The organism is Microbacterium sp. JZ31, from assembly GCF_016805985.1.
Classification (GTDB): Bacteria; Actinomycetota; Actinomycetes; order Actinomycetales; family Microbacteriaceae; genus Microbacterium.
The window spans coordinates 947,273-962,123 of record NZ_CP017661.1 but is presented as its reverse complement, the minus strand read 5'-3'; the positions used below and the strand labels follow the sequence as shown (position 1 = coordinate 962,123).

At 72.7% G+C, this 14,851-nt stretch carries 11 protein-coding genes; 1 reads left to right on the top strand and 10 read right to left on the bottom strand.

Annotated features, from left to right (window positions below; translation table 11 throughout):
* Nucleotides 1-67: 67 nt before the first annotated feature.
* From BJP60_RS04580 to BJP60_RS04555, 6 genes are all read right to left on the bottom strand, one after another.
* Complete coding sequence (locus BJP60_RS04580; RefSeq protein ID WP_203137866.1) at nucleotides 68-1,480, bottom strand: rhamnulokinase; 1,413 nt, start codon at nucleotides 1,478-1,480, stop codon at nucleotides 68-70.
* A complete protein-coding gene (locus tag BJP60_RS04575; RefSeq protein WP_203137865.1) occupies nucleotides 1,477-3,513 on the bottom strand; it encodes a bifunctional aldolase/short-chain dehydrogenase in 2,037 nt (678 codons plus the stop codon). Before BJP60_RS04575 ends, BJP60_RS04580 begins: the two co-directional genes overlap by 4 nt.
* A 24-nt stretch (nucleotides 3,514-3,537) precedes the next feature.
* Nucleotides 3,538-4,848, bottom strand: coding sequence for an MFS transporter (locus tag BJP60_RS04570; protein ID WP_203137864.1), 1,311 nt, complete (start codon nucleotides 4,846-4,848; stop codon nucleotides 3,538-3,540).
* Nucleotide 4,849: 1 nt separating this feature from the next.
* Nucleotides 4,850-6,007 (bottom strand): L-rhamnose isomerase, encoded by a 1,158-nt coding sequence (gene rhaI, locus BJP60_RS04565; RefSeq protein WP_442923417.1) that lies wholly within the window; start codon nucleotides 6,005-6,007, stop codon nucleotides 4,850-4,852.
* Nucleotides 6,008-6,047: 40 nt separating this feature from the next.
* Nucleotides 6,048-6,401: an L-rhamnose mutarotase gene (locus BJP60_RS04560; RefSeq protein WP_203137862.1), complete on the bottom strand. Its 354-nt coding sequence runs from the start codon at nucleotides 6,399-6,401 to the stop codon at nucleotides 6,048-6,050.
* A gap of 102 nt (nucleotides 6,402-6,503) precedes the next feature.
* A complete protein-coding gene (locus tag BJP60_RS04555) occupies nucleotides 6,504-7,475 on the bottom strand; it encodes an acetylxylan esterase (RefSeq protein ID WP_203137861.1) in 972 nt (323 codons plus the stop codon).
* Nucleotides 7,476-7,590: 115 nt separating this feature from the next.
* Between BJP60_RS04555 and BJP60_RS04550 the strand changes: the two genes are divergently transcribed.
* The gene (locus tag BJP60_RS04550; protein WP_203137860.1) at nucleotides 7,591-8,592 is read left to right on the top strand and encodes a LacI family DNA-binding transcriptional regulator; all 1,002 of its coding nucleotides are present in this window, start codon (nucleotides 7,591-7,593) and stop codon (nucleotides 8,590-8,592) included.
* A 20-nt stretch (nucleotides 8,593-8,612) separates the two neighbouring features.
* Here the strand turns inward: BJP60_RS04550 and BJP60_RS04545 are convergent, their stop codons facing one another.
* The 4 genes from BJP60_RS04545 to BJP60_RS04530 all read right to left on the bottom strand — a co-directional run bounded on the left by BJP60_RS04545 (nucleotide 8,613) and on the right by BJP60_RS04530 (nucleotide 14,817).
* Nucleotides 8,613-9,575 carry an aldo/keto reductase gene (locus BJP60_RS04545; RefSeq protein ID WP_203137859.1) on the bottom strand — a complete coding sequence of 321 codons (963 nt, stop codon included), beginning with the start codon at nucleotides 9,573-9,575 and terminating at the stop codon, nucleotides 8,613-8,615.
* Between the two features lie 45 nt (nucleotides 9,576-9,620).
* On the bottom strand, nucleotides 9,621-10,778 hold the full coding sequence (locus BJP60_RS04540; protein WP_203137858.1) for an ROK family transcriptional regulator: 1,158 nt from the start codon (nucleotides 10,776-10,778) through the stop codon (nucleotides 9,621-9,623).
* A gap of 72 nt (nucleotides 10,779-10,850) precedes the next feature.
* On the bottom strand, nucleotides 10,851-12,392 hold the full coding sequence (locus BJP60_RS04535; RefSeq protein WP_203137857.1) for a glycoside hydrolase family 43 protein: 1,542 nt from the start codon (nucleotides 12,390-12,392) through the stop codon (nucleotides 10,851-10,853).
* Between the two features lie 13 nt (nucleotides 12,393-12,405).
* A complete protein-coding gene (locus BJP60_RS04530) occupies nucleotides 12,406-14,817 on the bottom strand; it encodes a glycoside hydrolase family 3 N-terminal domain-containing protein (protein ID WP_203137855.1) in 2,412 nt (803 codons plus the stop codon).
* Nucleotides 14,818-14,851 lie beyond the last annotated feature (34 nt).

The following is a 14,851-nucleotide window of genomic DNA, read 5'->3' as shown; positions in this document are numbered from 1 at the left end:
CCCGCGGTCACCCCGCCTCAGCCCGGCCCGGCGGCGCGTGCGTCAGGCCGCGGCGGTCGCGCCCGCCTCACGCCCGCGGCGCGTAGCGGACGGGCGCGAAGGCATCCGCCACCGCCGCGCGCAGCGTCTCGAGGTCGCCCGACACGAGGCCGGCCGTGCGCGCCTGCACGAGCAGATTGCCGATCGCCGTCGCCTCGACGGGACCCGCCAGGACGGGCAGGCCCGCGCGGTCTGCGAGGCGCTGGCACAGTAGGGTGTTGAGCGCTCCCCCGCCGACGATGTGGATGGTCTCGACCGGCACGCCGGAGAGCTCGGACGCCCTCGTGACGGCCTCCGCGAACGCCAGTGCGAGGCTCTCCACGATCGATCGCGCGAACTCGGCGCGCGACGAGGGCACGGGCCGGCCGCGATCGCGCAGCCACGCGGCGATCCGAGCGGGCATGTCGCCCGGTGCCAGAAACACGGGATCGTTCGCGTCGAAGACGCCGACCGGGCCCGACACGTCAGCGGCCCGGGCCAGCAGCGCGGGCAGATCGATCTTCTCGCCCGCCTCGTCCTCCCACGCCCGCACGGTCTCGCTCAGCAGCCAGAGCCCCATGACGTTGTGCAGGAAGCGCACCCGTCCGTCGACGCCGCCCTCGTTCGTGAAGTTCGCCTCGCGTGCGGCATCGGTCAGCACGGGCTTCTCGGTCTCCACGCCGATGAGGCCCCACGTGCCGCACGAGATGTAGGCGGCGCGGTCGGCGCGCATGGGGACCGCGACGACGGCCGACGCCGTGTCGTGCGAGCCGACGGCGACCACCGGCGCCTGCCCCCCGAGCTCGGAGGACACGTGCGGCAGCAGCCCGCCGAGCGTGGCGCCGGGATCGACCAGGCTCGGCAGGATCGACGCGGGCACGCCGATCCGCTCGGCCAGCTCCCGGTCCCACTCGCGCGTCGTGACGTCGAGCAGGCCCGTCGTGGAGGCATTCGTGCGCTCCGCGACGCGCTCGCCCGTCAGCAGCCAGCCCACGAGATCCGGGATCAGCAGGATGCCGTCCGCAAGGCTCAGCGCCTCCCCCTCCGCGGCGAGCTGGTACAGCGTGTTGAACGGCAGGAACTGCAGGCCGTTGCGGCGGTACAGCTCCTCGAACGGCCAGGACGCGTGCACGGCCTCCACGCCTCCGGCCGTGCGCTCGTCGCGGTAGTGGAAGGGCACGCCGAGCATCCGCTCGCCGCGCAGCAGCGCGTAGTCGACGGCCCACGAGTCGACGCCGATCGACGACAGCCCTGGCGCCGCGCGGAACGCCGTGCGCAGCCCGTCGAGCGCGCCGCGGTAGAGCCCGAGCAGGTCCCAGTGCAGTCCGTCCGGTGTGCGCACCGGGGTGTTGGGGAAGCGCCCGACGGTCTCCATCGCGATCTCCCCGCCGTCGAAGCGGCCGAGGATGACCCGTCCGCTCGTGGCTCCGAGGTCGACCGCCGCGACGGATCCGGACGTCATCGCAGGAACGCCTGCGCGACGCCCGAGTCGACCGGGATGTGCAGCCCCGTCGTGCGGCTGAGCTCGGGGCCCGTGAGCACGAACACCGCGTCCGCGACGTTCTCGGGGACGACCTCGCGCTTGAGGATCGTGCGGTTGGCGTAGAACTGGCCGAGCTCCTCCTCCTTGACCCCGTAGGTCGCCGCGCGGTTGGCGCCCCAGCCCGAGGCGAAGATCCCGGATCCGCGCACCACGCCGTCGGGGTTGATGCCGTTCACGCGCACGCCGTGCTCGCCGAGCTCGACGGCCAGCAGCCGCACCTGGTGCGCCTGGTCGGCCTTCGTCGCCGAGTACGCGATGTTGTTGGGCCCCGCGAAGACGCTGTTCTTCGAGGAGATGTAGATGATGTCGCCACCCATCCCCTGCTCGATCAGCGGCGTCGCGGCGGCCTTCGACACGAGGAAGGATCCCTTTGCCATGACGTCGTGCTGCAGATCCCAGTCCTTCTCGGTGGTCTCCAGCAGCGGCTTCGACAGCGACAGGCCCGCGTTGTTCACGACGAGGTCGATGCCGCCGAAGGCGAGCAGCGTCTGGTCGATCGCGGCCTGCACGCCCGCCGCGTCCGCGACGTTCGCCGCGACGCCGATCGCGACGTCGGTCGAGCCGAGCTCCGCCGCGACGGCCTGCGCCTTCTCGAGATCGAGGTCGGCGACGACCACGCACGCGCCCTCCTTCGCCAGGCGGGTGGCGATCGCCTTGCCGATGCCCGACGCGGCGCCCGTGACGAAGGCGATGCGGCCCTGGTGCGTCTTGGGCTTGGGCATGCGCTGGAGCTTGGCCTCCTCGAGCGCCCAGTACTCGATCCGGAACTTCTCGGCGTCGGAGATCGGCGTGTAGGTCGACAGCGCCTCGGCGCCGCGCATCACGTTGATCGCGTTGACGTAGAACTCCCCCGCGACGCGGGCGGTCTGCTTGTTGGCGCCGTACGAGAACATGCCGACACCCGGCACCAGCACGATCAGCGGGTCGGCGCCGCGCATCGCGGGGCTGTCCGCGCTCGCGTGCGCCTCGTAGTACGCCGTGTAGTCGGCGCGATAGGCCGCGTGCAGCTCCTTCAGCCGGGCGATCTGCTCCTCGGCGGTCGCGGTCGCCGGCAGATCCAGGATCATCGGCTTGACCTTGGTGCGCAGGAAGTGATCCGGGCAGCTCGTGCCGAGAGCCGCGAGCTCCGGCGCGCGCTCCGAGGCCAGGAAGTCGAGCACGACGTCCGCGTCGGTGAAGTGGCCGACCATCGGCTTGTCGTGCGACGCGAGACCGCGGATCGTTGCGGCGAGCGCGGCCGCTCGCGCGCGGCGCTCGTCCTGCGGCAGCGCCTCGAAGCCCGCACGGACGCCGCCGAACGGGGCGGCCTTGCCGTGCTCGTCGATGTACGCCTGGGCGGTCTCGATGATCCAGAGCGAGTTGCGCTCGCTCTCCTCGCTCGTCTCCCCCCACGCCGTGATGCCGTGCCCGCCCAGGATCGTGCCGATCGCCTGCGGGTTGGCGGCCTTGATCTCGGCGATGTCGAGGCCGAGCTGGAAGCCCGGGCGCCGCCACGGCACCCACACGACCCTGTCGCCGAAGATCCGCTTCGTCAGCTCCTCGCCGTCCGCCGCGGTGGCGATCGCGATGCCGCTGTCGGGGTGCAGGTGGTCGACGTGGGCCGCGTCCACCAGGCCGTGCATGGCGGTGTCGATGGAGGGCGCGGCGCCGCCCTTGCCGTGCAGGCAGTAGTCGAACGCGGCGACCATCTCGTCCTCGCGCTCGACGCCCGGATACACGTTCACGAGCGCGCGCATCCGATCGAGACGCAGGGCGGCAAGGCCCGCCTCCGTCAGGGTGCCGAGGTCTCCGCCCGAGCCCTTCACCCACAGCAGCTCGATGGGCTCGCCCGTGACCGGGTCGGTCTCGGTGCCCTTGGCGGACGTGTTGCCGCCGGCGTAGTTCGTGTTCTTCGGGTCGGCGCCCAGGCGGTTGCTGCGCCCGAGGAGGGCCTCGACGGTGGGGTTGGTCATGATTCTCTCCTGGATCCGTGCAGGTCAGAGGTTCGCGGGAAGCTCGGTCTTGGGTGCGATGCGCTCGCCGTACCGCTCGCGCTCGATCTGCTCGAGCGTGAGGCCCTCGGTCTTCGGGGCCCAGATCGTGCCGACGACGAGCGCGGCGACGAGCAGACCCAGGATGATGAGGCCGAGGTTCGCCAGGCCGATCGAGCCCAGGAGCACGGGGAACACGAGGCTCAGCAGGCCGACCATGACGCGGGCGAGCATGAACAGCAGGCCCTGCGCGCTCGCGCGGTACCGGGTCGCGAACAGCTCGGCGGTCCACAGGCCGTAGAAGGCCTGCGCGCCGATGCCTGCCGAGACGCCCCACGCCACGGCGAAGAACACCAGCGACACCATGCCGGGGGGCGCGTAGATCAGCACGACCCACGCGACGATGCCGAGCAGGGCGCCGCCGAAGTAGAGCCGGCGGCGGCTCACGCGGTCGCCGTAGCGCATGAAGCCGAAGTAGGTCGCGAGCGCGGTGAGCGTCCACACCAGCACCTGCAGCAGGTTCTGCTGGGTGGCGTCATGCAGGCCGGCGGCCTCGTAGACCCGCGGCTGGAAGATGCCCGCCTGGCCGGCGACCGTGTTCCACAGGCCGTAGACGCCCAGCAGGAAGACCAGCGCGCTCCAGTTGCGCGGGTTGCGGAGCAGGTTGGTGATGCCCGAGAAGAAGGTCGCGCTCGTGCCGGCGGCGGTGGCGCTGTCGCGCTCCTGCTTCCAGCGGCGCGACTCGGGAAGGCCCCGGCGCACCCACCACGTGATCGCGGCGATCACGAACAGGTGCAGGAAGATCAGTCGCGAGCCGAGCAGCCCCAGGGGCCCCACCACGACGGCGAGCAGGAAGCCGACGGCCGGACCGATCGACCACGCCAGCTGCGCCGTGCCGACGTGCGCGGCGCGATGCTCGTCCGGCGCCTCCTCGGCGATGTAGGTCCAGGACGCGGGCACGCCCGCGCCGACCGCGATGCCCATCAGGATCACGCCCGCCAGCAGCATCGCGAGGCCGCTCGAGAACGTCACAAGCAGGGCGCCGATCATGAACACGATCAGGTCGTACGTGTAGATGAACTTGCGACCGAGGCGGTCGCACAGCGGGCCGCCGATCGCGGCGCCGATGGCCGCGCCGAACGCGTTCGCCGACAGCGCGGCGACGAGGCCGACGACGCCGTCGTCGAAGCCGAAGGCCTCCTGCCAGAGCGTGAGGCTCGTCGCGAGGGCGATGATCGCGCCCGCCTCGATGTAGTTCGACATGGCGACCGCGATGGTCGCCTTCCACGCCGTGAGCGTGCGCTTCTGCGTCGCCATCTCAGGCACCCCATCCCGCCTGCGTGCCGCCGACGCGCTCGGACTCGATGCGCTCCTGGTGGCCCGACTCGAGCTGCGCCTTCATCGGGTCCGCGGGCAGGCCGCGCCCCTCGCGCCACTCGGCGAGCGCGGCGCGCACGTCGGTGTAGAACGCGTCCATGAACACGGCGTTCGCCGCGAGGACGTCGCCCGCGACCTGCGCCTCGCGCAGCGCGTCGGCGTCGACGAGCAGCGCGCGCGCCGTCATCTCCTGCACGTTCAGCACCGAGCGGATCTGGCCCAGGATCTTGTTCTCGACGTTGTGGCACTGGTCGAGCATGAACGCCACGTCGGGGTTGCCCAGGCCGCCGCCGCGGACCACCTCGAACAGGATGCGGAAGAGCTGGAACGGGTCGGCCGCGCCCACGATCAGGTCGTCGTCCGCGTAGAAGCGGGAGTTGAAGTCGAACGAACCGAGCTTGCCGAGTCGCAGCAGCTGCATCACGATGAACTCGATGTTGGTGCCGGGCGCGTGGTGGCCCGTGTCGAGGCACACCATCGCCCGGTCGCCCAGCGCCGCGACCTGGGCGTAGGACGTGCCCCAGTCCGGAACGTCCGTGTGGTAGAACGCCGGCTCAAAGAACTTGTACTCGAGCACCAGGCGCTGCTCGCCCGACAGGCGCTCGTAGATCGTCGAGAGCGACTCGTGCAGGCGGTCCTGGCGGCCGCGCATGTCGGCCTGACCCGGGTAGTTGGACCCCTCGGCCAGCCAGATCTTGAGGTCGCGCGATCCGGTCGCGTCCATCACGTCGATGCACGCGAGGTGGTGGTCGATCGCCTTCCGGCGGATCGTCGCGTCCTCGTGCGTCAGCGCACCGAACTTGTAGTCGTCGTCCTGGAACGTGTTGGAGTTGATCGTGCCGAGCTTCACGCCGAGGTTCTCGGCGTGCGCGCGCAGGGCGCCGAAGTCGTCGACGAGGTCCCACGGGATGTGCAGCGCGACCGAGGGGGCGAGACCCGTCAGCTCGTTGACGCGCGCCGCGTCGGCGATCTTCTCGAACGGGTCGCGCGGCGTGCCCGGCGTGGTGAACACTTTGAAGCGGGTGCCCGAGTTGCCGAACGCCCACGAGGGAAGCTCGATCGCCTGGGTCTCGAGGGTGGACAGGATCTGCGGAGTCAGTTCGCGCACGGTGAGGCCTTTCTCACTCAGGGGTGGAGGGTCAGGATGCGCCGCGGGCCGCGGCGAGCTGCGTCTCGAGGTGGAACACCTCGGGGTGGTTCTGGGCGGCCTGATCGGGGCGGCCGTCGAGTCCGAGGAAGAAGGGCGCCATCGACGCCTCCCAGCGCGCGGCGACGTCGGACTGTGCGAGGTAGGCCTGCGCGGCGGCGTCGTCGTCCGTCTCGTACGTGCCGACGAGGAGGCCGCCGCCGAGGTGGAAGATCGAGTAGTTCCGACGTCCGGATGCCGCGATCTCGTCGAGCATCTCGGGCCAGACGGGGCTGTGGCGGGCCACGTACTCGTCCATCAGCTCGGGCTTGACGCGCAACGTGAAGCACACGCGCTGGCTCATCATCGAGTCGTCCTCCGTCGGGAATTGAATCGTTTCATCCTAAGCACGGATCCGCGCCGAGGGCAAGGAGGTCGGCCGATCGACCGACCTCCCCGCCACCGCGCCTCAGACGCGCCGCGCGACCCAGTCCAGCTGCGCGCGCCGCTGGAAGGCGCCGCCGCCCTCGTGATCGTTGAACGGGTACACCTCGATCTCGCGCTCCTCGGACGCCCAGCTGTTGTACGCCGCGAAGACGGTCGAGGGCGGGCAGATGACATCCATCAGCGCGACCGAGAACAGCGCCGGCACGGGGGCGCGCCGCGCGAAGGTCACGCCGTCGAAGTAGCTCAGCGTGCGGTACGTGCGCTCCTCGGCTCCGCGGTGGGTCGCGAGGTAGGTGCCGATCTCCCGGTACGGCATGGCGTCGGTGATCGTCGTCGCGCGCGGGAAATCGCACAGGAACGGCACGTCGGGAAGCGCGCCCGCGATGCCGATGCCGCTCGCGGCGGCGAGCGCGGTCGCGGCGATCGTGATGCCGCCGCCCTGGCTGCCGCCCGTGACGAACAGCGGAACGTCCGGCACGAGCTCCCGGGCGGTCTCGACCGCGCGCAGCGCGTCGGCGAACACGCGGCGATAGTAGTAGGTGGCGGGATCCTCGATGCCCTGCGTCATCTTGCCGGGCGACGCCGGCGCCGAGCCATGGGGATCCGGCGTCGCGCCGGGCCGCGAGTGGTGCCAGCCCTGGCCGCGCGTGTCGACGAACAGGTGCGCGTATCCCGCGAGCGGCCACGGCCCCACCTCGTGTGCGAGGCCCCGGCCGCCGCTGTAGCCGTTGAACTCCACCACCACGGCGCGCGGCGCGACACCCACGGGCACGTGCCACCAGGCGCGGATCGGATCTCCCGCGAAGCCCGAGAACGTCACGTCGCTCGTCTCGACGAGCGACAGACCCGAGTCGACCCGCTCGATCCGGGGTTGCTGCGCGGCGGCGCGTGTCTCGGCGAGCGTCGTCTCCCAGAACGCGTCGAAGTCCGCGGGCTCGGGGACGTCGCCGCGATACTCGCGCAGCGTCTCGAGGGGCAGGTCGAACAGGGCCATGGATCCGCTCCTTCTGCGGCTCCACTGCCGCGCACGTCACGAACCTAGCGCGGCATGAGTCGTTTCAGCCGCAACCGCCGCTAACGTCGGTGGGAACGACCGAGGGAGCGGACAAGTGGGCGTGAGCATCCGCGACGTGGCGGCGCGAGCGGGAGTCTCGGTGGGCACGGTGTCGAACGTGCTGAACCGTCCCGAATCGGTGCCCGATGCGACGCGCGACCGCGTGCGCGCCGCAATCGCCGAGCTCGGCTACGTGCGCAACGACGCGGCCCGCCAGCTGCGCGCCGGCCGCTCGACGACCGTCGGCCTCGTCGTGCTCGATGCCCGTAACCCGTTCTTCACCGACGTCGCGCGCGGCGCCGACGACGCGGCCGCGGAGCACGGGCTGTCCGTGCTGATCGGCAACAGCGACGAGCGACCGGAGCGGGAGCTGCGCCTCCTGGCGCACTTCGAGGAGCAGCGCGCGCACGGACTGCTTATCTCCCCCATCGGTGACGACGTCACCCGGCTGCGCGAGCTGCGCGAGCGCGGCATCCCCGTCGTGCTCGTCGACCGCGCGGTGCCCGGCAGCGGCTTCTCGTCCGTCGCCGTCGACGACATCCACGGCGGCGAGCTCGCCGCGCACCACCTGCTGGAGCAGGGGCGGCGGCGCATCGCGTACGTCGGCGGTCCGGCCGAGCTGCGTCAGGTCGCCGACCGCGCGGAGGGGGCGCGGCGCGCGGTCGCGCGCGTGGCGGGCGCCTCGCTCGAGGTGCTCCCGGTCGCGTCCCTGACCGTGGCGGACGGACGGGAGGCGGGCGGTCGCCTCGCCGCTCTGGCCGCCTCCGATCGCCCCGACGCGGTGTTCGCCGCGAACGATCTGATCGCCCTCGGCGTGCTGCAGGCGCTCGTCCAGGCCGGCGTCGCCGTCCCGGACGATGTGGCGCTGATCGGCTACGACGACATCGACTTCGCCGCGGCCGCGGCCGTGCCGCTGTCATCCATCCGGCAGCCGAGCCGCACGATGGGCGCCACCGCGCTGGCGCTCCTCGTGGACGAGGCGGCGGATCCGTCGCTCGCGTCGCGCGAGGTGGTCTTCGAGCCCGAGCTCGTCGTGCGCGCCTCGACCGCCGGCTGACCGCGCTGCGCTCCCCGCCCTCAGCGCCGGTCGAGCCAGAGGTGCTCGGGCGGCACGAGGGCGTCCAGCTCCGCGAAGAGCTCCGCGGGCAGGTCGGCCGTGGCCGCGGCGACGTTCGACGCCGCGTGCGCGGGCGAGGACATGCCGACGACCGTCGTCGCGAACCGCGGGTCGCGCGTCGAGAACCGCACCGCGGCGATGTCCAGCGTGGTGCCGTAGCGGCGGCACACTCCGCGCATCCGCTCGATCGCATCGAGCGTCTGCGGGGACGCCGGGCCGTAGCCGTACTTCCCCGGCACGCGCACGGGGTCGGTGAGCGCGCCGCCGCCCAGCACGGCGGCATTGATGAGCCCCGCGCCCTCGGCCTCGGCACGCGCGAGCAGCCCGCCCGCCGAGCGGTCGGCGAGCGTCCAGCGGTTGTGCACGAGCAGCAGCTCGAACACGCCGAGCTCCCAGTAGCGCGACGTCACCCTGGTGTCGCCGCCCGCGAGCCCGATGTGCCCGATCTCCCCGCGCTCACGCGCCGCAACGAGCTGCTCCACCGCACCGCCCGGCGCCGTCATCGCGTCGAAGTCGTGGAACTCCGGATCGTGCAGGTGGACGACGGGCAGGGGCGCGATGCCGAGCCGCTCGGACGACTCCGCGAGCGAGCGTCGCACGCGCTCCCCCGAGTAGTCGCCGGCGAGGGGGTCGACCTTCGTGATGATCAGCGTGTGCGGGGGCAGGGCGCCGTACGCCGCGAGAGCCCTGCCGATGCGTCGCTCGCTCTCGCCCGCGCTGTAGCCGTTCGAGGTGTCGATCGTGCGGATGCCGCCATCCAGGGCCGCTTCGACGGTCGCGACCGCCTCGTCCTCCGAGACGTCCTCGCCGAACAGCTGCGGCATGGAGCCGAGCGGGGCGCCGCCGAGCGTCAGCGGCGTGACGAGCAGCCCGGTCGCGCCGAGCGGGTTGAGCGGAAGCGGCGTGCGTGAGTCGGACGACATGTGCTCCACCCTCTCAGATCGCCGCGCGCGACGAACTCACGCACCTCACGCCAGCGGGTCGGCCAGCAGCGCCTCGAACGCCGCCTCGGCGGCGCCGATCAGGAGCCGGTCGGCGCCGAGTCCGGCGGCGCACACCTCGAGGCGCTCGGCGGGGGCCGCGAGCGCCTGCTCGCGCACCAGGGCGAGCAGCCCCTCCGGGTCGTGGTCGCGCAGGATCGCGAGGAAGCCGCCGAGCACGATGACCGACGGGTTGAGCGCGTTGACGGCGTTCGCGAGGGCGGCGGACAGGATCCGCCGCTGCCTGTCGACCTCGTCCGTGACGACGGGGTCCGTCGCGTCCGCGAGAGCGCGGGCGAGCGCGGCGTCGTCGGCGGCCGGCAGCCCGACCGCCTCGAGCAGGCGCCCGCGGTTGACCTCGTCCTCGAGCACGCCCTGCGTCGTGCGTCGGTCCGCCTCGAGCAGGATGCCCGGGCGGCTCTGGCCCCATTCGCCCGCGTACCCCTCCGCCCCGCCGATCGCCATGCCGTGCAGGATGAGCCCGCCTCCGATGCCCGACGCGCCGCCGTTGAGGTAGATGACGTCGGCGTGGTCGCGCGCCGCGCCGAACAGGCGCTCGGCTCGCGCGCCGAGCGACGCGTCGTTGCCGATCATGAAGTTCAGCCCGGTCGCTTCGCCGAGCCGCCCCGCGATGTCCTCCTCGCGCCAGCCCAGATGCGGCGCGAGGCGCACGAGCCCGTCCGACGCCCGCACGAGTCCCGGCACGGCCGCGCCGCCGCCCACGATGCGGCACCCGCGCAGCGCGCCCGATCGCCAGCCGTCCACGATGCGCGCGACAGCGGCGACGACATCCGCGACGCTCGTGCCGACGCTCTCCCGCGTCCGCGCGCGCACGTGGCCGCCGAGCGTCACGGCGCCGATCTCGAGCGCGTCGATCTCGGGGTTGATCGCGATCGCGACCACGTCCTCGCTGGGCGCGACGATCGGGGACGGCCGGCCCACGCGGCGCGTCGGATCCGGATCCCGCTCCTCGACGAGGCCCGCGCCGACGAGCGTCGCGACGAGGTCCGACACGGTCGAGCGGTTCAGCCCGGTCTCGCCGGTGATCACGGCGCGCGAGCGCGGACCGGCGTAGTGCACCAGCCGGAGGACCGCGCCGAGGTTGGTCCTGCGCACGCCCTCGACGCTCGTGGCCCGTTCGTGCATGTCAGTCCTCGGTCTTCCGGCTCGGCTCACCACGCTACCGATCCGGACGCGCTCTCCCCGGCAGGCGCGCTCTCAGGCGGGCGCGTAAGTGAAGGACTCGACGGCCGCACGGCCCATGGGCGCTGCGCCATGGCTGGTCGCGAACACCCCGAGCCACAGTCCGAGGAAGCCGCCCGTGGCGATCGACGACAGCTGCCGCGTGTCCACGACACCCAGCGTGGCGTCGTCGGCGAGCAGCGCGCACTCGTGGCCGCGCACACGCACGCCGAGCCGCGCGGCGGGACCGGTCACGGCTGCGCCGAGCACCCGCTCCTCCCCGCCCCGGCGGTGCGTCGCGACCACGGCGAACTCCTCGCCGCGTCGCGTCACGGTGACCGTGGCATGGTCGCCCTCCGACTGGCGGACGACGAACCCGGCGCTCTCGCCGTCCGCGAGTTCCGAGAGCGCGAGCTGCGCCGCCGCGTCGACGTCCGCGTGCTGCTGCCGCACACCGGCGAACGCGACCGTGCCGGCATCCGCCAGCGTCTCGGCGCGCACAGGCAGGACGAGGGCGTCGCCCTTCGCCTCGGTGACGTCGCCCGGCAGGGCGCGCAGGGACGTCCAGCGGGCATCGCGCGGCGCGACGACGCCCGCCGTCCGGTCATCCGGCTGCCAGCTTCCAGCCGGCGGCTCCTCGCTCGCCCACGGCACGTCGGCCTGCCGGGGCAGCAGCCCAGCGCCCGGCGCGAAGACCGGCCAGCCGTCCTCCCAGGTCACGGGGCAGAGGAACGTCTCGCGCCCCAGCGGATAGTGGTGGCCGTCCGCGGCGCGCATCGCGAGCATGACCGCCTGCCACGAGCCGTCCGGCGCCTGCACCAAATCGGCGTGGCCGGCCCCGATGACGCCCGCGCCCCGTCCCAGGTGGCGGTGCGTGAACACCGGGTTGGCGCGGTTCCCCTCGTACGGGCCCGTGACGGCGTCGGCCCGCGCGACGCTCACGGCGTGGTGGTACTCGGTGCCGCCCTCGGCCGCCAGCAGGTAGTACTGCGCTCCGATGCGATACAGGTGCGGGCCCTCGGCCCATACGGCACCGCGCACGGCGCCGTTCCAGACGATGTGCTCCGGCCCGATCAGGGCGCGCTCTGCGGGCGAGTACTCGCGCACCCAGACCTCCGTCTGGTGGAAGTGCTCGGGGTCCGGCGCCAGTCGCGTGCCGTGCAGCCAGACGCGGCCGTCGTCGTCGATCAGCAGCGACGGGTCGATGCCGTCGACGTCCAGCCACACCGGGTCGCTCCAGGGACCGGCCGGATCCGTCGCCGTGACGAGGAAGTTGCCTCCGCGGGTGTCGTCGTTCTGGTCGACGAGCGTGCAGACGACCCAGAACAGCCCGTCATGGTGCCGGATCGTCGGGGCGTAGAGCCCGCCCGACGAGGCGATGCCCGCGTAGTCCAGCATGTCCGCGCGATCCACGACGTGACCGATGGTCTCCCACCGCACGAGGTCGCGCGAGCGCATGACCGGCAGGCCGGGGAGGTACTCGAAGGTCGACGTGACCAGGTAGTACCAGTCCCCCGCCCGGCAGACGGACGGATCCGGGTGGCACCCGGGCAGGATCGGGTTCGCGACGGAGACCACGGGATCGCTGCCCTCAGTCGACGCGGACCGCGACGATGCGGGCATCGTCGGGCGTCACCGCGTGCACGTCGCCCGTGAGAACGAGCACCGCGCGGGGCGTCGCGTCGCCGGGGATCACACGCGTGCCGCGCGCCTTCTCGTTCGAGATGACGCCGCCCGTCGTCTCCTCGGGGCTCGCGGCCTTCGCGGACGCCTCGGCGTGCGAGCCCACCCACACCTCGACCTCGCCGGGCTCGACGATGCGGGTGAGGCTTCGGTCGGTGAACGACAGGCGCTGGGTCGGCACGTCGAACACGACGCGGCGCGACTGGCCGGGCTCCAGCGCCACGCGGGCGTAGCCCAGCAGCTGGGCGACCGGGCGCGTGACCGAGCCGACCACGTCCCGGGCGTACAGCTGCACGACGTCCGTCGCGGCCACGTCGCCCGTGTTCGTCACCGTCACGGCGGCCTCGAATCGGCCGTCCGTCGGCGCGGCGGCGGCGACCTCGAGGTCGGCGTACGCGAACGACGTGTAGGTCAGGCCGAAGCCGAAGGGGCGCAGCGGGGTCGAGTCGGTCGACGTCACGTCGGAAGGACCGCCGAGCACCGGGTGCAGATAGCTGTACGGCGACGAGCCCGACGAGCGCGGCAGGCTGATCGGCAGGCGGCCCGAGGGCGCGGTGCGGCCCGTGATCACGTTGGCGATCGCGGGACCGCCCTCCTCCCCAGGGAAGAACGCCTGCAGCACGGCTGCGGGACGCGGCTGGTCGCCGTCGAGCGCCCACGAGACCGCGTACGGCCGACCGGTGAGCAGCACGAGCACGACCGGGGTGCCGGTCGCGACCACCGCCTCGACCAGCTCGCGCTGCACGCCGGGCAGGTCGAGCGACTCGACGTCGTTGCCCTCGCCCACCGTGCCGCGGCCGAACAGGCCCGCCTGGTCTCCGACCACGACGACGGCGACGTCCGCCCCCTGCGCGGCCGACACGGCCTCCGCGAAGCCCGAACGGTCGTCCCCCTCCACCTCGGCGCCCGCGGCGAAGACGATCTCGGCCTCCGGCAGGGCGGCGGCGAGCGCCTCGCGCACGGTCGGGATCTCGAAGCCGATCTCGTGATCCGGGTGGTGGGCGAGCACGTGGTTCGCGAAGGAGTAGCAGCCCTGCAGCGCGGCGGCACGATCGGCGTTGGGGCCGATCACGGCCACGCGCCGCGCGTCCGCCGCGAGCGGCAGCGCGCCGTCGTTGGCCAGCAGCACGACCGACTCCTCGGCCAGGCGCAGCGCGACGGCGCGGTGACGGGCGCTGTCGAGATCGATCTCGGCGGGCGCCTCGTCCTCGAAGGCGCCGGGCTCGAGCAGACCGAGCTCCTCCTTCTGCGTGAGGGCGCGGATCACCGCGCGATCGAGGTAGACCTCGTCCAGCTGTCCCGAGCGCACGCGCTCCACGAGAGGTGCGAGGTAGGCGTCGCCCGAGGGCAGCTCGACGTCGATGCCCGCCGTGAGCGCCTGCTCGGCGGCCTCACCGCGGTCGGCGGCCACCGCGTGCATGACCTCGAGGAAGGCGATCGCGAAGTAGTCCGCGACCACGACGCCGTCGAAGCCGAGCTTCTCGCGCAGCAGCGTCGTCAGCAGGTCGGCGTTGGACGCCACGGGAACGCCGTCGATCTCGGCGTAGCTGTTCATGACGCTCTTCACGCCACCGTCGCGGATCGCCATCTCGAACGGCGGCAGGAACACGTCCGCGACCTCGCGGGGCCCCGCGTGAACCGGCGCGTGGTTGCGGCCTGCGCGCGAGTTCGAGTAGCCGAGGAAGTGCTTGAGCGTGGCGTGCACGCCGGTCGACTGCAGGCCCTGGACGTACGCCGTGCCGACCGTGCCGACGAGGTACGGATCCTCCCCGATGCACTCGTCGACCCGACCCCAACGGGGGTCGCGGATCACGTCGAGCACGGGCGCGAGGCCCTGGTGGATGCCGAGGTCGCGCATCGACTCGCCGATCAGCGCGCCCATCTCCGCCACGAGCTCCGGATCGAACGACGCGCCCCAGGCCAGCGGCGTGGGGAAGGTCGCCGCCTTCCAGGCCGCGAGGCCGGTCAGGCACTCCTCGTGCACGAGCGCGGGGATGCCGAGACGCGTCTCGCGCTTGAGACGGCGCTGCTCGTTCCACAGCCAGGCCGCGCGCTCCGCCGGCTCGACCGGGCGCGTGCCGTACACGCGGGTGTACTGGCCGAGGCCGTCCTTCGTGATGTCGGCGAGCGTGCGGCCGTCCTTCGCCGTGCCCATCTCGTCCGCCATCGGGGCGACGACCTCGCCGCCCTGGTCGAGCCAGTAGCCGACGATCTGCGCGGCCTTCTCCTCGAGCGTCATCTCGGCCAGCAGCGCGCGCACGCGCTCGGAGGCCTCGGGGAACGCGGGCGCGGCGCTGCGGACAGGGGTGTCAAGGGACATGGATGTCTCCAAAAGAAGGGGGTGGTGCGGACCG